The organism is Aquimarina litoralis (assembly GCF_019295435.1).
Taxonomy (GTDB): Bacteria; Bacteroidota; Bacteroidia; order Flavobacteriales; family Flavobacteriaceae; genus Aquimarina; species Aquimarina litoralis_A.
In genome coordinates this window covers 24,682-49,336 of record NZ_WEKL01000038.1, presented here as the reverse complement: position 1 = coordinate 49,336, position 24,655 = coordinate 24,682, and the positions used below count along the sequence as shown (strand labels likewise).

Below are 24,655 nucleotides of genomic sequence, written 5' to 3'. Positions count from 1 at the left end.
AAATCTGGGGGATTGGGATATAAGTAGTGTAACAAATATGTCTAACATGTTCATTACATCAGGACTTTCTACAGCAAACTATGATACTACCCTAATTGGTTGGGCAACCGATTCAAGTGGCAATACTTCAGATGGTATTGATGATATCCCTTCTAACATAACTTTTCATGGAGGTACAAGTAGTTATTGTTTAGGAATGGAAGCTAGAAGCACATTAACCGATCCTACTGGATTCAATTGGGACATCACCGATAATGGTACTGCTTGTGATGTATCAGAATTCTTTATCACTACTTGGCAAACCAATGCAGCAAACGAAAGTATTACCATACCTACCACTGGAAGTGGATATGAGTATGCAGTAGATTGGGGAGATGGAACTATTGAAACTGGATTTACAGGAAATGCTACGCATGCATATGCTACTTCTGGAACGTATACCGTAAGAATCTTAGGAGATTTTCCTAGGATCTATTTTAATGATTCTGGTGATCGCAACAAAATTCAAACTATTGAACAGTGGGGAACTATAGCGTGGACTTCTATGGAAAGTGCTTTTGAAGGATGTACAAATCTAGAAGTAAAAGCAACGGATAATCCTGATTTATCAAATGTTACTTCTATGGGATATATGTTTGCCCAATGTAGTTCCATAGATAAAGATTTTTCCGTTGATTTTTCGGGATGGGATACCAGTAATATTCAAGAATTTACTTGGGCATTTGCTGATGCCATAGCATTTAATAGTAGTAGTATAGGGAATTGGGATGTAAGCCRAGCCACTACTTTTGAATTTATGTTCGTAGGTGCTACAGCTTTTGATCAAGATTTAAGCAAATGGGATATTAGTAGTGCACAAACTATGGAGTCGATGATACGATTTACTTCCATGTCTGAAGAAAATTATGACAAAACTCTAATCGGTTGGGCTACTTTAGACACTGCTTCAGGGGAAACACAAATACCTTCGAATATTGATTTAGAAGTTGATGCTACCTATTGTTTGGGAGCAATGGCCAAAAACACATTAATAAATGCTCCGTATAGTTGGAATATTGATGATGAAGGATTAGGGTGTCCAGATGAAGATCTTTTCATTACCACATGGAATATGGCTACTGATTTTGAATTTATTACACTTCCTGTTGTAGGATCGGGACTAGATTTTGTGGTAGACTGGGGTGATGGTACTGTTACTTTTGAAACCCAAGAAGCGTATCATACCTATGAAAATGCAGGAACATATACCATGCGTATTTTAGGAAACTTTAATCGTTTGAATTTTGATGGATATCCATCAAGTGAAAAAATACGAACCATTGAGCAATGGGGACCGAATTCATGGACGTCTATGGAAGATGCATTTAATGGTTGTACTAACCTTACATTAAATGCCGATGATGTTCCTGATTTATCATCAGTAAGTTCTACACAAGGTATGTTTCAAGGGTGTACTAATTTAGAAGACCTACAAGATAAAATGAATGATTGGGATATGAGTGCTGTTATCGATACCAGGTCAATGTTCGAGAACTGCAGCATATTCAACGAAGTAATTAGTAATTGGAATGTAGCTAATGTAAGAACCATGAATGCTATGTTTCAGTTGGCAACTGCTTTTAATCAAAGTTTAGGAAGTTGGGACATCAGTGCTGCCAATGCAATGGACAATATGTTGGTAGACGCTGGAATGTCTTCAGAAAATTATGATGCTACTCTAATCGGTTGGGTAACTTTAGATGCGGCTTCTGGTGAAACTCAAATACCTAGTGATATTACATTAGATGCTAGTGCTACTTACTGTTTGGGGGAAGCTGCCAGAAATACACTAACGAGTACAACTTATAACTGGACTATTACAGATGGTGGTTTGGGATGTACGCCTACAGATGCTTTTATTACCACTTGGCAAACTACAGATGTTAATCAATCCATCAGAATACCAAAGCATCCTACTAGTTCTGGTTACAATTACAGTATAGATTGGGGTGACGGAACACAATCTTTTAACCAAACTGGAACCGCAAATCACGAGTATGCTTCTGCAGGAACCTATACCGTAAAAATTTATGGAGATTTTCCTCATCCTTATTTTGATAATGCCGGTGCTGCAAGATCAAGATTAATGACTATTGAACAATGGGGAACTCAACAATGGACATCCATGGTTAGCGCATTTGAAAATTGCCCTAATTTAAAATTAAACGCGGATGATAATCCAGACTTGTCTCAAGCAACTTCCCTAGAAGATATGTTTGCAAGATGTACCAATTTTGAAGATGTGAAGGATAGAATAGGAACTTGGGATGTGTCGACTATAGAGCGTATCGACGATATGTTTAAAAATACAACTCTTTTTGATGAGGATATTAGTGGATGGACGTTCAATAATCTAAAAGATTGTAGCTATGTTTTTCAAAATGCTACTGCTTTTAATCAAAATATTTCTAATTGGGATGTGAGTACTGTGGAGAACTTCGAATCGATGTTTGAAGGGGCAGTTGCATTTGATCAACCTATTGGTAGTTGGACCATTGGAACAGTTGAGTATATGATAAGTATGTTCCAAAATGCTACTGCTTTTAATCAAGATCTAAGCAGTTGGAATATGAGTAATGTGCAAGAATTAGAAGATATGTTTGAAGGTGCCTCAAGTTTTGACCAAAATCTTGGTAGATGGGATATTAGCAGCGTTATTTATATGGATGAAATGTTTGTTGGTGCTGGGATGTCTCAAGAGAACTATGATAATACCTTGATTGGCTGGGCTACTTTAGAAGCTGGAGAAACGCAAATTCCTACAGGTATAGATTTAGTAGCAGATGCGACTTATTGTTTAGGAGAAGCTGCTAGAAATATCTTAACATCTGCTCCGTATAATTGGAGAATTATCGATGGCGGACAGGGCTGTATAGCTCCTGTGATTACTTTGATAGGAGATGATCCACAAGTAATAGAAAAGGGTGATACGTATACCGAGTTAGGAGCTGAGGTTACCTATGGAGCCACATTAACAATCAATGCGACTTCTGTGGATACAGATGTGGTAGGTAGCTATACGGTTACTTATAATGCTACAAATACGGTCTCTGGTGCTATCGCAACACAAGTAACCAGAACGGTAGAGGTGGTAGATACTACTGCTCCTGTAATTACCTTAAACGGAGCAAATCCACAAATTATAGAATTAGGAGATCCGTATGTAGAGTTGGGAGCAACTACTGATGATGGTAGTCCCGTTACCCTTGATACTAATATTTCTCTCCTAGTTAGTAATGTAGGCACTTATTCTGCATTGTATTTTGCTGTGGATGCTTATGGTAATAGTTCAACAGTATTCAGGACGGTAGAGGTGGTAGATACTACTGCTCCAGTCATTACGTTAAATGGGCCAAATCCACAAATCATAGAATTAGGAGATCCATATGTAGAGTTGGGAGCAACAACTGATGATGGTAGTCCCGTTACCCTTGATACTAATATTTCTCTCCTAGTTAATAATGTAGGCACTTACTCTGCAATGTATTTTGCAGCAGATGGAAATGGTAATAGTTCGACAGTATTCAGAACGGTAGAAGTGGTAGATACTACTGCTCCAGTAATCACCTTAAATGGAGCAGATCCGCAAACCATAGAATTAGGAGCCGGATATACAGAGTTAGGAGCTACTACAGATGATGGATCTTCTGTGAGTATTGATACCTCAGAATTCATGGATGTRGTTGGCAGTTATACAATCTATTATGATGCTATGGATGGTTTTGATAATTCTGCGGTTCAGGTCACTCGTACTGTGAATGTCGTAGACACCACAAATCCAACAGTCGTATGTCAAAATATTACCGTACAATTGGATGATTCTGGTAATGTAAGTATTACAGCAGCGATGATTGATAACGGTTCTTCAGATCTTTCTGGCATAGCATCACTTGCCATTGATGTTACAGATTTTGATTGTACAAACATTGGAGATAATGTAGTTGTCTTAACCGTTACCGATACTAATGGAAATAGTGATATGTGTATGGCTACCGTTACRGTTGAAGATATCATAGCTCCAGATTTTGATACGACTACAGTACCAACCGATATGAATGTTACTTTTGATACTGGTGATATGTATACATTGGCAGATTTCACTAGTGGAGTAGTATTTACGGATAATTGTGATACGAGTAGAAGTACATTCGCAACGACGATTACTCAAAGCCCAGTAGCAGGTACTTTATTAGGAGCTGGTGATCATGTAATCACGCTAACAGCAACAGATGATAATTCGAATGTAGAAATAGTTTCTTTTACCATTACGGTATCTGATGTACTAAGTGTAGAAGAAAACACAGAGAATATATTTACGGTATATCCAAATCCAGCTACAGATCAGTTTTGGATTACTGGATTATCTGGAGAAGCACAACTGACATTGTTTGATATCAATGGTCGTGTATTACGCACGATAAAAGTTATGAATGACCAAGCTGTTTCTACAACAGAATTATCAGAAGGAGTGTATTTGATCACCATAGAACAAGATGGTACAGTACAAACCACACGATTGATGAAAAATTAGAATACTATTTAGTCATGGTAAAAAGAAGTGTTACGAAGTTAAGGGGTCGTAGCATGGAAGTTTGCCAAACAAAACCATCCGCCTGATGCGGATGGTTTTTGCTATAAAATATTTTGCAACCCCTTTGCAACCCCTGATTTCTTTGTAAACCCTCATATGTTGTTAATTTTGCACTCGATTTAAAAAATGTTTATCAACTTCTTTTTCTAAAAGACCCCTTAGTATGAAACACTTTTACACAACACTTTTTTTATTTGTTGCCTTTATTAGCACTACATTGGCTCAAGATACCTTTCGAATGAAAATTAGGACAACGAGCCCTAATGAAACTTTTACCATCCCAACCAATAGTTCTGAGACCTATAATTATGATGTGAAATGGAGCGACAATTTTTCTTCAGGCGGAATAACGAATATCTTTATTTTTGAAAATGGTTTTACCGGTGATGCTACCCATACTTATTCAGAAGCTCGAGATTATACGATCACGATAAGAGGTACTTTTCCTCAAATCTTTTTTAATGATACAGGAGATAAGGACAAGGTTATTTCTATTGAACAATGGGGAGATAACCAATGGATCAGTATGGAAAGCGCATTTTATGGGTGTACTAATTTAGAAATAAATGCTACTGATGCTCCCGATTTATCGCAAGCTACTTCTTTAGAAAATATGTTTAGAGAATGCCCGTCAGTAGATTTCAGTCTTGCCAATTGGGATGTAAGTACTATTACACGCATGAACGGAATGTTAGCAGGAGGTAGACTATCTGTAGATAATTATGATGCTACATTAATTAGTTGGGCAGGACAACTTTTACAATTTAATGTCAATTTTGATGCTGGTGCCAGTACGTATTGTACTGCTATATCAGCGCATGCTGATCTTGCAGATCCTGTGGCTAGTATTTATGACTGGACCATCAATGATGGCGGACAAGTTTGCGAAGAAGATAAGTTTATTACTACCTGGCGAACAACAACTGCTAATCAAACCATTACGATACCAACAACAGGAACAGGTTATGATTATACGGTATTTTGGGGAGACGGTTCTAATACCACTAATAATACATCGAGTGCCTCTCATGTTTTTGAAACACCTGGAATTCATAGGATAGAAATTTATGGGGATTTCCCAAGAATCTATTTTGATAATTTAGGAGATAGAAGTAAGCTATTGACTATAGAGCAATGGGGAACGCAGCAATGGACAAGTATGAACTCAGCATTTGAAGGATGTAATAACCTGAAACTAAATGCAGATGATACACCCAATTTGAGTATCGTAACTTCTATGGAAGAAATGTTTAGTAGAACGACTAATCTAGAAGATTTAAAAGATAGAATAGGAAGTTGGAATACCGGGAACGTAAGAAATATGGATGGGGTATTTGAATTTTCTGGCTTTAATGAAAATATCAATACCTGGAATGTAAGTTCGGTTGAGGATATGACGTTTATGTTTAGATCAACTAGGAACTTTAATCAGCCGCTAAATAATTGGGATGTTAGAAATGTTCGAAGAATGGTATCAGCTTTTTCTGATTCTAGAGCATTTAATCAAGATATCAGTAACTGGAAATTAGAAAATATAGATGGTGCACTTGCTTTTAGTAGTGTATTTATCTTGGCTAGAGCTTTCGATCAAGACTTAAGTGGGTTAGATGTAAGTTATTTTCCGGATAACTCTTTTTTCGATGCTCTCTTTACGGATAGTAATATGTCCAAAGAGAATTATGATAAGACTTTGATGGGATGGGCAACTTTAGATACAGCAGCTGGTGAAACTAGAATTCCTACTGGAATTTCATTTAGTGCTGGGAATATAGAGTATTGCCAAGGAGCAACCGCAAGAAAAAGTCTTATTGATAGTTATGGTTGGTCAATTTCGGGAGATATTCTTAGCTGCGAAGAAACTGATAAGTTTATTACCACCTGGCAAACTACTACAGCTAATGAAAGTATTACCATAAGAACTTCTGGCCCTGGTTTTGACTACATCGCAGAATGGGGAGATGGCACCACTACCAATGAAATAGGAAATGCTTCTCATACCTATGCTACAGCTGGTACGTATACGGTGAAAATTTCTGGGGCATTTCYAAGATTATATATCAACAATTCTGGTAGTATAGGGAATAAAATGCGTTCGGTAGAACAGTGGGGAACCATACAATGGTCTTCATTCGATAGAGCTTTTGAAGGTGCTAGTAATGTAGTGATTAATGCCACAGATATTCCTGATCTTTCTAATGTGACCACCATGTTCGAAGCCTTTAAAGATTGTGGCAGTCTTGTGGATAATGGAGGACAAATGAAACATTGGAATGTAAGTACTATTGAAAACTTTGTAAGCATGTTTCGAAATACCAATTCATTTGATGAAAATTTGGGAAATTGGGATTTAAGTAGCGCTATTACACTTGCAAATATGTTGGATGGTAGTAATTTAAGTACTTCTAATTACGATGCCACCCTAACAGGTTGGGCAGAGAATCCAAATACACCTAATGACTTAGGTTTTGGAGCTGTGGGACTACAATATTGTTTTGCCGAAGATGCAAGAAATACTTTAGATATTGATAAAAATTGGAGTATTGGTGACGCTGGTTTAGGATGTGCAGCTACGGACTTTTTTATAACCACTTGGCAAACAACTACAGCAAATCAAAGTATTACCATTCCTACTACAGGATCAGGATATGAGTATGATATCGATTGGGGAGATGGAACAATCGAGTTTGGAGCTACTGGAAATACTTCACATACTTATACTACTGCTGGAGCTTATCAGGTGAAAATAATTGGAGATTTTCCAAGAATCTATTTTAATAATACAGGATCTAGAGATCTTATTACTTCTGTGGATCAATGGGGAACCCAACAATGGACGAGTATGGAAAGTGCATTTTATGGATGTACCGCTTTAGAATTAAATGCATTAGATATTCCAGATCTAAGTCAGGTGACATCATTAGCACGCATGTTTAGAGGGACTTCCAGTTTTGTAGATAATGAGGATCTTATGAATTCCTGGGATACGAGTACAATTACGGATATGTCTCTTATGTTTACCGAATCTATCTTTGATTTTAATATTACTTCCTGGGATGTAGGGAATGTGATGAATTTCTTTAGAATGTTTGATGGAGCTACAGAATTTAATCAAAATATTAGCGGTTGGAACATTGGAGAACATGTGACAGGTGCTATTACTATGGGAGTCATGTTCAAAGATACCGAAAAGTTCAATCAACCCATTGGAGATTGGGATGTGAGTAAAGTAACTGATATGAGCGGTATGTTCTTGGGAACCAAAGTATTCAATCAATCTTTGGAAAATTGGGATGTTAGTGATGTGAGAGGATTCATCAGTATGTTTGAAGAAGCAGAAGCTTTTGATCAAAGTTTAGCCACTTGGGATTTGAGTAATGCAATCAATATGAATGATATGTTCAAAAACTCGGAACTATCGCGTTCAAATTATGATGCTACATTAAATGGTTGGGCTACCTTAGAAGTTGGAGAAACACAAATTCCTTCAGGAATTAGATTCAGCGGAGGTAATAGCTCATATTGTTTTGGAGAAACAGCAAGAAATATATTAAGAAGTGCTCCTTATAATTGGAATATTGTCGATGGAGGATTGGATTGTAGCGATGCTTTTATCACTACTTGGCAGACAACTTCAGATAATGAAAATATTACCATTCCTACAACAGGAATAGGATATGATTATGCTATAGATTGGGGTGATGGTACTGTAGAAAATGGATTTACAGGAAATGCATCACATCGTTATATAACTCCAGGTACGTATACGGTAAAAATTATAGGAGATTTTCCTCAGTTTGCTTCCTTAGTAGGAGGGATAGGTAATGCTGAAAAGTTACAAACTATTGAACAGTGGGGAGATATGGAATGGAGAACAATGTTTCAGGCATTTTCGAGATGTGCTAATATGAATGTTACTGCTACAGATACTCCTGATTTATCACAGGTAACAGAAATGGGACAAATGTTTTTTGGATGTACTAGTTTGGAATCTCCTGATTTTTCAGCTTGGGATACTTCTAATGTTACCGGTATGGGCTGGATGTTTTTAAGTGCTAGAAATTTCAATGGCAATATTACTACTTGGAATGTTGGTAATGTTACTGATTTTGTATTGATGCTCGGAGGAGCGAGAAACTTTAATCAGAATATTAGCAGCTGGAATATCGGAGAAAATGTGACGGGTACAATAAGTATGGAGAGTATGTTAGCGAGTACTGAAAATTTTGATCAGGATTTAGGAAGTTGGGATTTACAGAAGGTAACAGATATCAATGATATCCTGAATAACTCTGGACTTTCTGTTGGTAATTATGATGCTACCTTAATAGGCTGGGCTTCGAATGCCAATACTCCTAATGACCTGGTTTTAGGCGCAGACGGACTGACGTATTGTGTGGGAGAAACAGCAAGAAACACCCTCACGAATGCACCTTATAATTGGACTATAGATGATGGAGGATTGGATTGTGGTGATGCGTTTATTACTACTTGGGAAACGACTGTACCTTTTGGAACAGTTACCATTCCTACTAACGGCGGTGGTTATAACTACAATGTAGATTGGGGAGATGGAATCGTAATATCTAATGTAACAGGAAATATTACTCGTAAATATGATACACCAGCGACCTATACCATAAAGATTACGGGAGATTTTCCAAGAATCTTTTTTGATAACGATGGAGACTCTAATAAGATTTTATCGATTGAACAATGGGGGACACAACAATGGACTAGTATGGCATCTGCTTTTGAAGGTTGTAGAAACTTAGTATTGAATGCTGATGATACTCCTGATTTATCTAATGTTACTGACATGTCTAGGATGTTTAGAATTGCACTAAACTTAGTGGATAATAAAGATGTAATGAATTCATGGGATACTTCTAATGTGACTAATATGGATGCATTATTCCAATCCGCAATAATGTTTAACGAGAATATTATTTCTTGGGATGTTGGAAGTGTAACTGATTTCTCTAATATGTTTGGAGGAAGTACTATTTTTAATCAAAACATTAGTGGCTGGAATATCGGAGAGTTTGTGGATGCATCGGATGAGATAAATATGGCTGGAATGTTCAATTTCACTGAAGATTTTAACCAACCACTTAATAACTGGGATGTGAGCAAGGTGACCAATATGGCGAGTATGTTTTCTGGAACGCAGTCCTTTAATCAACCTTTAGATCGCTGGAGTACAAGTGCTGTTGAAAATATGTCATCTATGTTTTCTGTTTCTCAGGCCTTTGATCAAGATTTGGGTGCTTGGGATATCTCTAATGTTCGAGCGATGAGTAGTATGTTTAATAATGCAGAACTCTCTACAGAAAATTATGATCAGACCTTAATCGGTTGGTCTACTCTCGGCACAGGAGAAGCACAAATTCCAACAGGTATTATGTTTAATGCTGGAAATAGTACTTATTGTTTAGGAGAAACGCCGCGAAATACCTTAACATCTGCTCCGTATAATTGGACCATCAATGATGGAGGACAAGCTTGTATCGATCCTGTTATTACCTTATTGGGAGATAATCCTCAAATTATAGAAAGAGGTGAAACTTACAACGAATTAGGAGCTGAACTAACCTATGGAGCAACATTGACTATCAATGCAACATCAGWAAATACGAATCAGGCTGGAAGTTATACGGTTACTTATAATGCTACTAATGCGGTTTCAGGTGCAACCGCCACACAAGTAACTCGAACTGTGAATGTAATAGATACCACAGCACCAATAATTACTTTGGATGGAGCAAATCCACAAACCATAGAATTAGGAGCTGGATATACTGAGTTAGGAGCTACAACCGATGATGGTTCTGCCATAAGTATTGATACTTCAGAATTTATTGATGCAGTAGGTAGTTATACGATATATTATGATGCTACAGATGCTTCTGGTAATACTGCAGTTCAGCTAACTCGTACAGTGAATGTAGTAGACACAATAGCACCAATAATCACTTTAAATGGAGCAAATCCACAGACTATTGAATTAGGATTTGGATATACTGAGTTAGGAGCCACCACAGATGATGGTACTTCTGTGAGTATTGATACCTCAGAATTCATGGATGCAGTAGGTAGTTATACGATCTATTATGATGCTACCGATGCTGCTGGTAATCCTGCAGTTCAGGCAACTCGTACAGTGAATGTAGTAGATACCACCGCACCAGTGATTACTTTAGATGGAGCAAATCCTCAGACTATAGAATTAGGCGCTGGATATACTGAGTTAGGAGCCACCACAGATGATGGATCTTCAGTGAGTATTGATACATCAGAATTCATGGATGCAGTAGGTAGTTATACGATCTATTATGATGCTATGGATGCTTCGGGTAATGCTGCAGTTCAGGTAACGCGTACAGTGAATGTAGTGGACACCACAAATCCAACAGTAGTATGTCAAAGTATTACAGTACAGTTAGATGATTCTGGAAATGTAAGTGTTACAGCGGCGATGATTGATAACGGTTCTTCAGATTTTTCAGGAATAGCATCACTTGTCATTGATGTTACAGATTTTGATTGTGCTACTATCGGAGACAATGTTGTTGTCTTAACCGTTATAGATGCTAATGGAAATACAGATATGTGTATGGCTACCGTTACGGTTGAAGATATGATAGCTCCAGAATTTGATATGACTACAGTGCCAACCGATATGAATGTTGCTTTCGATACAGGAGATATGTATACCTTGCCTGATTTCACTAGTGGAGTAGTAGTTACAGATAATTGTGATACGAGTAGAAGTGCTTTAGCAACAACGATTACTCAAAGTCCAATAGCAGGTACTTTATTAGGAGCAGGTGATCATGTAATTACCCTTACTGCGACTGATGATAATTCAAATGTAGAGATAGTTTCTTTTACCATTACCGTATCTGATGTATTGAGTGTAGAAGAAAACACAGAAAATATATTTACGGTATATCCAAATCCAGCTACCGATCAATTTTGGATTACAGGATTAAACGGTGAAGCAAAATTAACCTTGTTTGATATCAATGGTCGTGTATTACAAACAATAAAAGTTAWGAATGACCAAGCTGTTTCTACAACAGATTTATCAGAAGGAGTGTATTTGATTACCATAGAACAAGATGGTACATTACAAACTACACGATTGATGAAGAAGTAATATAACAATCATTCTCGTGCAAAAGATATACTACGAAGGTAAGGGGTCGTAGCATAGAGGTTTGCAAAGTAAAACCATCCGTCTCAAGCGGATGGTTTTTTGTTTTTGTATTAAAAAATTGAAACCTATTTTCCTTTGAAAATAATTACCTTTATGTATATTCGGTTTTATGATAAGGTTGTGTCATTTATTAATATTCGTTCTATCGTTTTGTAGTTATGTTGCTTTTGCACAAGAGCAGGATTCTACCTTAGTACAATTACAAAATAGGGTAAATGATGCTACTACAGATTCTTTAAAAGTTGAAGCTTTATTAAGTTTGGGTGTATATCAATTACGAAGAGACTTTAATAAAGTAGAAAACTACAGCAGAGAGATAAACAGTATTTTAAAAAAGCCTAATCTTAGATATGATACCAATCTACAACGTGCAGAAGTATTCCAACAGCTAGGAATATTATATCGTAAAAGAGCACAATATGGTAAATCCATGAAGTATTATATCGATGCGCAAAAGATTTTTTTGCAATACAATGATTCACTTAACCTATCTTCTAATTATCATAATATTGGTAACGTATACAAATTTCAACAGGAATATAGAAAGTCTATTCATGAGTTTGAAAAGGCAATTGCTATTAATGAGTCCTTAGGAATTCCTAAAAAGATTGGAGATAATTATAATGCCTTAGGTGGATCATATCGAATGATTAAAAAAATAGATTCAGCAACTTATTTTCTTGAAAAAGCCTACAAAGAATATGAACTCGCTGGATATGAAGAGGGAAAATATCGAGTACTTGCTAATAAAGCACAAATTTTAAATGTACAAAAGAAATACGCTGAAGCATTAAAATTTCAACTAGAATACTTGGCATACGTAGAAAAGAAAGAAATAAAAGAATCTACCGCTACCGCACATTATAATTTAGCTCGTACGTATAACGATTTGAAACAGTTTGATAAAGCAATACAGCATATAGATCAATCGATACAAATAGCTAAGAAAGAAAAGTTGGGAAGAAGATTGGCAGTGTCTTACAAAAGAAAGAGCCTTTCCTATTATAAAATGAAAATGTTTGAGGAAGCATTGGATTATTATAGAAAATTTGCAAAGGTTAATGATAGTGTTTTTAATCTTCAAAAAGCCAAAGAAATTCGAGAAGTAGAACTTCAATATGAATTTGAACAACAAAAACTAAAAGATAGTATTCAATTTGCCGAAGAGAAGAAACGAATTTCTACAATTGCCGAAAATCAAGAACTTAAAAAGAAATGGTACTTAACTCTCTTGTTAATAACATTGTTTCTGATTGCCGGAATTACTTATTATGGATTCCGATACTTCAAAAAAGTATGGAAACAAAATCAACTTAAAGAGATAAAATTAACTAATAAGATAGAAGAATTAAATACTGAAGTTTCCTTAAAAAAAGAAGAGGTAACTGATCTCATGAAGGAAACCCTTATTCATCTAAGAACAAAAGAAAAGTTGGCTAATGACCTAAGTAAATTATCAGACCAAGAAGAAGGGATTTCATTGACTGGGATCATTGCAGAACTCAAAGCGGATAAATTGGAAGATGCTAAATTAATTTTACTTAAGAAAAACATTGAAACATTGAATTATGAGTTTCTAAAAAAGCTAAAGATTAAGCATCAATCTCTCACTAAAACAGATATAGAAATTTGCTCTTTTATTAAATTAGGATTGTCTAGAAAAGAGATTTCTAATTTGAGAAAAACAAGCTTGGATGCGGTAAAATCAACTCGTTATCGCTTGAAAAGTAAACTTGGTCTTACTGCAAAAGATTCATTAGATGCATATATTCGTTCACTTTAAACTAACCTTTCTTTACATCACCGATTAATTTTTTTGACATTGAATAGTAAGACTTAGATGAAATGTCTTAAAGTATTTGTAATTAAAGGCTTTACGGTTGTTGTACCCTCATTTGCACCCCTTAATATCTTTATTTTTTCAAATTTCATGTGTTATTTAGCGGAGTCAAAATTCGATAGTTATGTGCAAATTAATGAAAGAATTATATCGTATTAAAAAACAAAAAAGGGAGTATAAAATAAAGATGGATGAAATCATAACTAAACAAAAAGAACTTGAGAATCAGTTACGAGATTTAGAAAATATAGAAAAGGAATTAAAAAAATTAAAAGAATAACAAAAACAACTGTATATAAACATCTTGACTCTAAACAGTTTTCGATAAAGAGGATTAAAATTTAACAAACAAAGTATATTCTATTACAATTCAAAACTTTAGCTTCGCGCGAATTTTAAAATAAACACATATGATAAAAAAAATACGTACCATTTTTATAATTGTATGCGCAACATACTCAGTTGCTGCTCAAAGTGATTCTGATAATCCACTAGCAAAACAACTAATAGCCGAAGACCTTTATGTACAAGGTTCTTTAGGAATAGGAACAGGTATTACTAATGGACAGGCATTTGGATCTGATACAATGATTTTTAAAGAGGATAATCTTAGAATGTTTTTTGATGATGCATCATCATCAGCTTCGTTCCCCTCTAATGATTGGCGTTTTACCTTTAACTCTAATAGTAATGGAGGAGATAGTTATTTTTCTGTAGATGATGCTACTGGCGGGACTTCACCATTTCGAGTAGACGCTGGAGCGCCTAATAATGCATTTAGAATTTCTGCTAATGGAAATGTAGGTGTCGGAACAAATTCTCCTGGTGAATTTGAGTTACATGTATTGGATGGTGATACTCCTGCATTGCGATTAAATCAGAATGGATCAATGGGGTATACCCCTCAAATTTTTGATGTTGCAGGTAATGATGCTAACTTTTTTATTCGAGATGCCACAAACGGAAGTAAGTTACCATTTAGAATTCAGCCTAATACTCCACAGAATGCACTAACACTTCGTGCAAATGGAGCCGTTGGAATTGGTACGTGGGGACCAAATGGCAATGCATCAATACATATGTCTTCTAATAGTAAAGGATTGTTAATCAATCGTATGACAAATGTTCAACGTGCCACTTTTGCAACAAACTTAGATGACGGAGAAAATGGAATGATGGTGTACGATACTGAAGATAAAGTAGTCTACACATGGGATGGAACACAATGGGTCGATATTTCTACAGATACCAATACGGATACAGATGATCAAACGATTGATGTATTCCAATTAACGGATAATGACTTAGAATTATCATTAGCAGATGATGCCGAAGCTACTAAAAATGTCAGTCTTGCAAAGTATTTAGACAATACTGACAATCAAGATTTGGATTTATCTGGTAATACTTTGAGCCTTACTAATGATGGTACATCAGTTGATCTATCAGGATATTTGGATAATACGGATGCTCAAAGTTTGTCACTGTCCACAAATACGCTCAGTATATCAGGAAATGCATCTACAGTGGATTTATCGAGATATTTAGATAATACTGATAATCAAGATTTGGATTTATCTGATAATACTTTGAGCCTTACTAATGATGGTACATCAGTTGATCTATCAGGATATTTGGATAATACGGATGCTCAAAGTTTGTCACTGTCCRCAAATACGCTCAGTATATCAGGAAATGCCTCTACAGTAGATTTATCAGGATATTTAGACAATACGGATAATCAGGAATTATCACTAAATAATACTACGCTTAGTCTTTCGGGAGGAAGTAATACAATTGATCTTTCTGTTCTTCAAGATGGTACAGGAACTGATAGTCAGACTTTGGATTTATCCAATAATATGTTAAGTATTAGTAACGGAAATACAATAGATTTTTCAGGATACATTAATAGCGATGCACAGAATTTAACTGCTGCCACGCTGTCTGGAACAGATCTTACCATTGCTATTGAAAATGGAACTTCAGTATCTGTAGATTTGGCACCTCTAATTTCCGGAATTCAGTCAGATCTGGCTATAGCACAAACTGAAATTATAGCATTGCAAGATGAAAATGACACTCAACAAGATCAGATAGATGATTTAACAGCAAGACTTGAAGCTTTAGAACAAACTTTAGGTGTTCCAGAAAATAATCCAGGAAAAGCAAAAACAGCAATTCTTTATCAGAATATACCAAATCCATTTAACGGAACATCTTCCATCAAATATTACCTTCCATTAAGTATTAATAAAGGAGCAATAGTATTTAGTAATACAAGTGGACAAGTGGTCTCTACCATTAACTTAGAGGAGCGAGGAGAAGGTGTTGTTTACATCAATAGTGATGGACTTACATCAGGAACTTATTTCTACAGTTTGTATGCAGAAGGAAGGATGATTGATACCAAAAAAATGGTGATACAGTAATTCTTAATAGGTTATTGTACCGTATTATTTTAGACTATTCAACTGAAATTTCACGAAGGCATGGGCCCGTAAATTTCTTTGGAATTTTGAAACCATCCACCTTAGGCGGATGGTTTTCTTTTTTATAAACACTAAGTTTGTATCCTATGAAAAATACATTCTTTTTAGTAATAGTTCTTCTTTTTTCTGCATTAATAGGTCGCGGACAGGATACTATACTCCTAAATTTAGAAAGGAAAGTAGACGAAGCAATAATCGACACAGTAAAGATCAAGGCATTATTAGCGTTAGGTGAGTATCAATTAGGTCGAGATTTTAATAAAGCTGAACAATATTTTTTAGAAGGATTAGATGAAATTAAAGACAAGGATGAAAGCTACTATCAATCGTATCGAGCTGCATTATATGTTCAATTAGGAGTAGTAAATAGAAGAGAAGCTAATTATCCCGAAGCCATCAATTATTACATACAAGCATTACGCTTTTATGAAAGAGAACAAAATCTTTCAAAAATGGGAGATGTTTTTCATAATATGGCTTTGGTATATCGATATCAGAAAGAACATCGTAGAGCAATAGAGAATTATAAGAAAGCTATTGTTTTAAAAGAAAAAGTAAAGGATACGCATGGTTTAGGAGCCGGATATAATATGATGGGCGTATCATATCGACAAAATAAGCAATTGGACTCTGCATTGATTTGTTATCAAAAAGCAGAGAAGTATTTCATGATGATTAATAGTAAAGAAGATTTACATGGTGTATATGGTAATCTAGCAGTTGTGTATGGTGTTCAGAAAAAGTATAACCTTTCTATTCCTTTAAAAAAAACAAACCTTGCATACTATAAAAAAATTGGGAAACGTCTTTCTATCTGTGTGGAATATTATAATCTTTCTCAGGATTATAAACGATTAAAGGATTGGGATATATGTCTGAAGTATGCTGATTCTTCATTACAAGTAGCCAAAGAAGAAGGTTTTAAAGAAAGGATCTCTGTAGCATATCTAAGAAAAAGTTATGCAAATGCTCAAATGGGTGATTTTGAAAATGCCTATGAAAATTATCGTAAGTTTAATAGAGCTTCTGATGAGATTTTTAACTTAGAAAATGAAAAAAAAATCCAAGCATTAGAACTGAATTATCAATTTGAAAAAGAAAAACAAGCCGATAGTTTACAATTCGTACAGGAAAAAAGAGAGGTAGAACTCATTGCTAATGCAGAAACTTCAAAGAAAAAATTATACTTTATTTTATTATTAATAAGCTTACTAGGAGCCATATTGGTAGCTTGGTTGCTTAGACGGAATCATATACAACGTGTACGTGTTGCCCAACTAGAGTATGAAAAAGAAAAGAAGCATTTACATCAAGAAATTACAGAAAAAGAGTTGGAGATTAAAAAGTTAATTGCAGATAATACAATGCGAATATCTTTTAAGGAAGAATTACTTGATAAAATAAAGAAGGATGTTTTAACAGAAACTCCCGAAAATATATCAAAATCATTACAGTCATTAACTTCACAATTAAAACGGCAAATAGCAACCGAACAGAAATTATCTGGATTGCAGGAAAAAATTAGTCAGGTTAATATAACTTTTGATAAAAAACTTCAAACGCTATATCCAGATTTAACAAAAGGTGAAAGGGAAGTCTGTGCATTACTTCGTTTAAATCTTTCCATTAAAGAAATCATGACCATAAGAGATGTTTCGGTAGATTCTGTTAAATCTATGCGCAGAAGAATCAGAAAAAAAATACAGGTGCCAGAAGGCGAAGATTTAGAATTATTTATTCAACAATTAGCTTAAAAAGATGTTTTTTAAAATGTGAAAGGGAAAATGCCACTTTTTAACACCTCTATTTTATAATATGAGTTGGAATAATTACTAGTATTGTAATACTAACCTAATTATCCCTACTTTTTATGATAATATTCTACTCATTCCTACTCTTTATAAGTTTGCTCGATAGTATTTTGTTTGGCGCTATCATCATATTATTAATTTTATCATTATTTCTTTTTCGCCAAAATCGTCAACAATCTAAAAGTATACAACAGTTGAAGTACGATACATTGATATTAGAACAAAAGGTGAAAATAAAAGAAGACGAAATAAAAGACTTTAATGCAGACATGGATGTACAAAAGGTTCTCAAAAAGGAACTATTGCGTAGTTTGCAGAACGCAGTAGCGCAAGAGAATATGACTTCAGTTAAAAAATCATTATATGCTTTGATTACCCAATTTAGATGTCAAGTATATAAAAACGTAGGTTAGAGAAGACCTGTATTTGTTTTGATAATAAGTTGCTATTTATGTATATATTCTTCATGTAATTACATACGCTTAATTTTATTGAAACCTTGTGAATCCTTGATTTTATTGGAATGACACCTTTTGACACTTAGAGAATAGGAGTAACTCATTTTAGGTGTTTTATAATTGCATAGAAATTTATAAAACCCCTTAGAATGAAAAAATCATTACTCTATACTTTTTGTCTATTCCTTAGCGTATATACGTATTCACAATATACCGCAATACCAGATTCAAATTTTGAGGCAGCATTATTACCATATGATGATATTCCTAATGATAATCAGATTTTAACTGCTAATATCGCCTCATTGACTTCATTGGATGTTTCTAATAGTAACATTTCCGATATAAGCGGTATTCAAGACTTTGTGTCATTAGAAACCTTATTAATCAATGATAATAATATTTCAACTATAGATCTTAGCAATCTTGTAAACTTAATAACGCTTAGAGTCACCAGAAATCAACTGACCACTTTAGATCTTACTGATCAATCGGCATTAGATACGGTAATAGCGGATAATAATGATATAGAATCGATACAGATTAGTTCAGCAACATTAAGATATCTTCAATTGTTTGGTAATAATATGACCACTATTGATGTAAGTAGTTTTACACAATTAGAACAATTATTTGTAGGAAATAATAGTTTAACAAGCCTTAATGTAACAAATAATACATTATTAAATAGAATCGAATTTCAGAACAATGATATCCAATTGATAGATGTTTCTGCATTGTCAGGATTGCGATTTCTAATTGGATTTAATAACGATTTAAGATTTGTAAATGTAAAAAATGGGAATAACCCAATATTAGAAGATCTTCGATTAGAGGGCAATGCGAATTTGAGATGTATCCAAGTGGATAATGCTGTCGACGCAGATGCAGGAGGAGGAAATTATGCAAATTGGATGATTAATAGTGCTACTTCAAGTTATGCTGATCAATGTCTTACTGCAGTGCCTGATGATAATTTTGAGCAAGCACTAATTGATGCAGGATATGATACCGGTGCATTAAATAATACGGTTCCAACAGAAAATATTACATCCGTAGATATATTTTTTGGAGGTACTGGCGGACAATTATATAACAAAGGAATTATTGATTTTACAGGTATCGAGGATTTTGTTTCTTTAATACAACTGTCTAGTACCGGAAATCCAGCAACAGTCTTAAATTTAAGCAATAATGCGAATTTGGAGATTTTAGAGCTAAACGGTACTGAATTAATGAATTTAGATTTGAGCTCTAATCTAAATATAACAATTGCTAATATTTCAGATAGTCAATTACAGACTTTAGATCTAGGAGCTAATACTATTTTAACAAACCTTTCTATTAGTGGGCCACTAACAGCCTTAGATATTAGTGCCAATTCTGCGTTAGAACTATTGTCCATTAGGAACAGCCAATTAACAAGTATAGACATCTCTACAAATACCGGATTAAAAAGATTAGTTTTAGATACTAATCCACTTTCAGATATTGATGTAAGTGCTAACACAGGACTGACAGATATTACTATAAATAATTCCTCCCTCATAAATCTGGATGTTAGTGCAAATACTGCATTAGATTATCTGGAGTGTACCAACAACCAATTAACCAGTCTAGATACTAGTAATAATATATTATTAGAAGAATTATACTTTTCGGATAACCAAATTACTAGTCTAAATGTAAGTGCCAACACTGCTCTAGAATACCTGTATGGCAACAACAATATGTTGACCAATTTAGATTTACGCTCAAATACCTTATTAGAAGAGTTAGAAGTTAATAATAATTCACTAACACTACTTAACCTTAAAAATGGAAACAATCTTAGTACATTATATTATGTATCGATTATAAATAATCCAAATCTTAGTTGTACAGAAGTGGATGATGAAACTGCTGCTAATGCAGGCATAGGAAATTATAGTGGTTGGGATAAAGATATGACCACTTCCTATTCAGAAATGTGTACGGATTGCGCCATTGATGGTGATGTACGAATTGCGTCGCAATTAGAATTAGATACTTTTTTAGCACAACTCGGAAGCTGTAAAACTATTAATGGAAGCCTTACAATACGTAATGCAAATGATATTTCGGATCTTTCTGGATTAGTAGGTGTTGAAGTAATTAATGGTAGGTTAGCAATTGGTGATAATGAGCTTTTACCTAACTTAAATGGTTTACAAAATTTACAAACTCTTACAGGTGGGTTCACTATCTTTCGTAATGATGTACTTACTGATATTACAGCACTTTCTGGAATTACTGATCCTATAGAAAACTTTTCTATCTCTGATAATCCGCTATTAACAGATATATCTTCAATACTTGACTTAACGGTTACCGAGTTATTACGAGTTGATGATCAGACATTAACCCATGCATTAGTTTTTCCTAATGTTACGACACTTACGGGAGATAATACTTTTAATAGTGCTGGTCCAGGATCTCTAATTTTTTCGGATGTAGTAACCTCGTCCATTAGTGTCCCTAACCTTACGATGGTAGAAAACTTTTTTACATTCAGAAATGTAGATACAGCTATGATATCTTTTCCAGAGTTAATCAGTACTGGAAGAAGTTTTAATTTCAGTAACGTAAATAGTATCAATTTGGACTTTAGTAGTATACAAAGCTTTGGTAGTTTTACCCTTGATGAAACACAATTAACTGATTTGTCATCCTTCAGTACAGTAACTTCTATAGGAACGAGTATTAATATTGTAAGAAATCCAAACCTTATTTCACTAACAGGATTGAGTAACGTTACCACGACAACTAGTGCTTTCTTAAATGTTAGTGATAATGATGCTTTAGTTAACTTAGATGGGCTTGATTTTATGTCGGACGCAACAGATTTTTTGGTAATTGAAAGAAATGCGATGTTAACTCATATTGATGCCTTACAATTAGTTACTTCTACAAGATATATCCGAATAAAAGACAATCCGATGCTTACTAATGTGGATGGTTTACAAAGTCTTACCGAAACTACGGAAACAGATATGAGTCCTTTTCTTCAGTCAACGATATCAGGAAATGCGATTACCTCATTAAATCTTACGAGTTTAAGAACAGTTAACAACCAACTCAATATTGTAGAAACGGGAGTTGCTAATTTCTGTGGTTTGTATAGCTATGTTGCTGATGGAAATGGACAAACTACATTGAACCTTTCAGGAAGTACATTTACAATAGCAGATATTTTAAATTGCGAAAATGTAGCACCGATAATTACACTTTTAGGTGATAATCCTCAAATAATAGAGGAAGGATCAGGCTATACAGAATTGGGAGCTACTACCGATGATGGAAGCAATGTGGTGATTGATGCTACTGATTTTGTGGATGCTGTTGGTACATATACAATAACATATAACGCCACGAATGCCTCAGGAATGGCATCAGCTATAGAAGTAACACGAACAGTGAATGTAGTGGATATTACAGCTCCAATTATTACGTTGATTGGTGATAATCCTCAAACTATTGAATTGGGTGATGGCTACACAGAATTAGGAGCAACYACMGATGATGGATCTAATKTGGTAATTGATACTTCGRATTTTGTGGATGCAGTAGGAAGYTATACYATTACATATAATGCTACCGATGCTTCGAATAATACWGCAGTTGARGTTAYYCGAACAGTAAATGTMGTRGATACYACAGCWCCARTKATTACWTTRATAGGWGATAATCCCCAAAYTATTGAATTAGGTAGTGGCTACACAGAATTAGGAGCAACCACCGATGATGGATCTAATKTGGTAATYGATGCTTCSRATTTTGTAGATRCAGTAGGAATCTATACMATTASATATAATGCTACCGATGCTTCGAATAATGCAGCAGTTGAAGTTACTCGAACAGTAAATGTAGTGGATACCACAGCACCAGTAATTACATTGATAGGTGATAATCCGCAAACTATTGAATTAGGTAGTGGGTATACAGAATTAGGAGCTACTACTGATGATGGATCTAATGTGGTAATTGATGCTTCAGAGTTTATGGATGCTATCGGTACGTATACAATCTATTATGATGCCATGGATATTGCGGGCAATACAGCTACACAGGTAACAAGAACTGTCAATGTAGTACCTCTACTTAATGTAGAAGATCAAGAGTTAAGCCAAGTGATATTATTACCTAATCCCGCAAATAATTATTTTCAGATTTCAGGATTAGAAAAAGAAGCGAAATTGACTATCCATACTATAAATGGACAGCGGTTAAAGCAATCTGCAGTAAAGGCAAATGACCGTATAGATATTTCTAGTTTGCCAATGGGCATGTACTTTGTAACAGTGGTTATGGAGAACCGAATGAAAACCATAAAAATAATCAAGCAAGAATAAGACGAATATTTATGTGCTATTCGCAAATAGAATATTACGAAGTTAAGGGGTCGTAGATTTCACTTTTGCAATAGTAAACCATCCGTCTCAGGCGGATGGTTTTTTATAATCATACCAATTCCATAATGGCTTGCTCTAGCTCTTGCGCTCTAGTTAATCCCATTTTCCTGCGGATACGATGCCTAGAAGCTTTAATGGATCCCATGGTTACATTACGAATTACCATAATTTCTTTAAGACTAAGATTCATGCGCATTAACGCACATATTTCTCTTTCCGATTTTGTAAGGTCAGGGTACAAACTTCTAAGTTTTTGATTGAATGCTTCATCGAGTTGTTCAATATTATCTCCAATAGAATCAAATTTACCTTCTGTTTGAATTTGTGTGGTAAGATCTGTGATCAATGATTGAAAATCAGAAACATCAACTGCGTCTGCATGTTGTTTTACCTTTTTAAGTTTGGTTAAGAATTCCTGTTTAAACTGCAATCGCATTCTATTATCAGCAACTAACTGCTTTGCTTGATAGGTTGTATGTTTTAATTTCTCGTCTAATAATTCTTTTTCCAGTTGTTCCTTTTTAAATCGTTCCTGGTTTAATTTTCTTTTGTTATTGACAAAGATTAGTAGTGTAATAATACCTGCTAAAATCAGTAATAGTAATGTGATATAGAGTTTATTAGTTGCCTGCTGCGCCTCATTTTTTAGTTTAAGTTCACTTCTTTCATTTGCAAATTGAAGACTATCTGCTAATTTCTCTTTTTGAAATTGATAGTTCAATTCTAGCGCAGTAATCTTTTTAGCATTTGTAACATTGAAAATGGAATCGTAATAATATTTATGACTTTTAAAATAGCCAAGTGCATACTTGTAGTTCTTCATTTTTTCATAAATCTGACTTCGCAATTGATACAAAAGAGGTAATCTAGAGGTATTGCCATATTTTTTATGATAATTGAAGGCTTCATCAATATAGTAAATCGCTTTCTGATGTTTATCTAAATCAGAATGAATTTTAGCCAGATGCATTAAGTTGTTAATAACAAAATTATAATTGTTTGAGGATTTAAAAATGTTTAAGTTTTCTTGATATATTTCAATAGCGTCTTTATAATTGCCTGAAGTATAATAGATCGCAGCAATATTATCATTGGGTTTTGCTTTTTCCTCTAGTGTAGTGTAGTAATTCTTTGCAAGTCTATAATAATGCATGGCAGAATCATTCTGTTTATCATAGTAATGTACAACTCCCAACATATTATAGCTGGTTGCTAATTTTGTACTATCTAAATGCCGTTCTCGTATGGCTATGCATTTTAAAAAATATGACTTTGACTTATCGTATTCTTTTTGATACCTGAAGAGCATTCCGATATTATGATAACTTTTAGCTATTTCAAAAGAATCTTGGAGTTTTTCCCTAATTTTTAATGCTTTTAGCTTAAGCTCCAGAGCGTTTTTATAATTGGTTTGTCTGGATTCATATTTACCCAATACATCTAGTACGCTTGCTTTTTGCTTTAAAAAATAGTCAGAAGGAGTATTAATATTGTTGATGATTTGTATCGTTTGGTTCATTAAATCCCTTCCTTGATCTACACTGTATTTTTCAACTATTCTGGTAAGTTCGAAGAGATAATGCACTTTCAGAGAATCATTGGCTGCATCCTTCACCTTTTGCCTTAATTCAATTTCTAGACTATCTTTTTGAACTTGACTAAATGCAGGTAGCAAAGACCAAAATGCAACAATAAAAAACAAGATTCTCATGAGGTATAAGGATATAAAAGTATAGTACAAAGATAAGAATATTAGAAAAAAAAACAGTTAAATG

The 24,655-nt window shown here is 34.6% G+C and carries 9 protein-coding genes; 8 read left to right on the top strand and 1 reads right to left on the bottom strand.

Annotated features, from left to right (window positions below):
• Positions 1-46 precede the first annotated feature (46 nt).
• The 8 genes from GBO31_RS17565 (at position 47) to GBO31_RS17530 (ending at position 22,820) form a co-directional block, all read left to right on the top strand.
• A complete protein-coding gene (locus GBO31_RS17565) occupies positions 47-4,570 on the top strand; it encodes a BspA family leucine-rich repeat surface protein (protein WP_219009750.1) in 4,524 nt (1,507 codons plus the stop codon).
• A 223-nt stretch (positions 4,571-4,793) separates the two neighbouring features.
• A complete protein-coding gene (locus GBO31_RS17560; RefSeq protein WP_219009748.1) occupies positions 4,794-11,789 on the top strand; it encodes a BspA family leucine-rich repeat surface protein in 6,996 nt (2,331 codons plus the stop codon).
• Positions 11,790-11,958: 169 nt separating this feature from the next.
• The gene (locus GBO31_RS17555; RefSeq protein ID WP_219009746.1) at positions 11,959-13,632 is read left to right on the top strand and encodes a tetratricopeptide repeat protein; all 1,674 of its coding nucleotides are present in this window, start codon (positions 11,959-11,961) and stop codon (positions 13,630-13,632) included.
• 193 nt (positions 13,633-13,825) lie between these two features.
• The gene (locus GBO31_RS17550; RefSeq protein WP_219009744.1) at positions 13,826-13,969 is read left to right on the top strand and encodes a hypothetical protein; all 144 of its coding nucleotides are present in this window, start codon (positions 13,826-13,828) and stop codon (positions 13,967-13,969) included.
• A 130-nt stretch (positions 13,970-14,099) separates the two neighbouring features.
• On the top strand, positions 14,100-16,121 hold the full coding sequence (locus GBO31_RS17545; RefSeq protein ID WP_219009743.1) for a T9SS type A sorting domain-containing protein: 2,022 nt from the start codon (positions 14,100-14,102) through the stop codon (positions 16,119-16,121).
• 146 nt (positions 16,122-16,267) lie between these two features.
• Entirely contained in the window at positions 16,268-17,935 is a 1,668-nt protein-coding gene (locus tag GBO31_RS17540; RefSeq protein ID WP_219009741.1) for a tetratricopeptide repeat protein, read from the top strand.
• A 251-nt stretch (positions 17,936-18,186) separates the two neighbouring features.
• Entirely contained in the window at positions 18,187-18,405 is a 219-nt protein-coding gene (locus GBO31_RS17535; RefSeq protein ID WP_219009739.1) for a hypothetical protein, read from the top strand.
• A gap of 194 nt (positions 18,406-18,599) precedes the next feature.
• The gene (locus tag GBO31_RS17530; RefSeq protein WP_219009737.1) at positions 18,600-22,820 is read left to right on the top strand and encodes an immunoglobulin-like domain-containing protein; all 4,221 of its coding nucleotides are present in this window, start codon (positions 18,600-18,602) and stop codon (positions 22,818-22,820) included.
• Positions 22,821-22,929: 109 nt separating this feature from the next.
• On the opposite strand, the gene GBO31_RS17525 is transcribed toward GBO31_RS17530, so the two are convergent.
• Complete coding sequence (locus GBO31_RS17525) at positions 22,930-24,591, bottom strand: tetratricopeptide repeat protein (protein ID WP_219009735.1); 1,662 nt, start codon at positions 24,589-24,591, stop codon at positions 22,930-22,932.
• Positions 24,592-24,655: the final 64 nt, after the last annotated feature.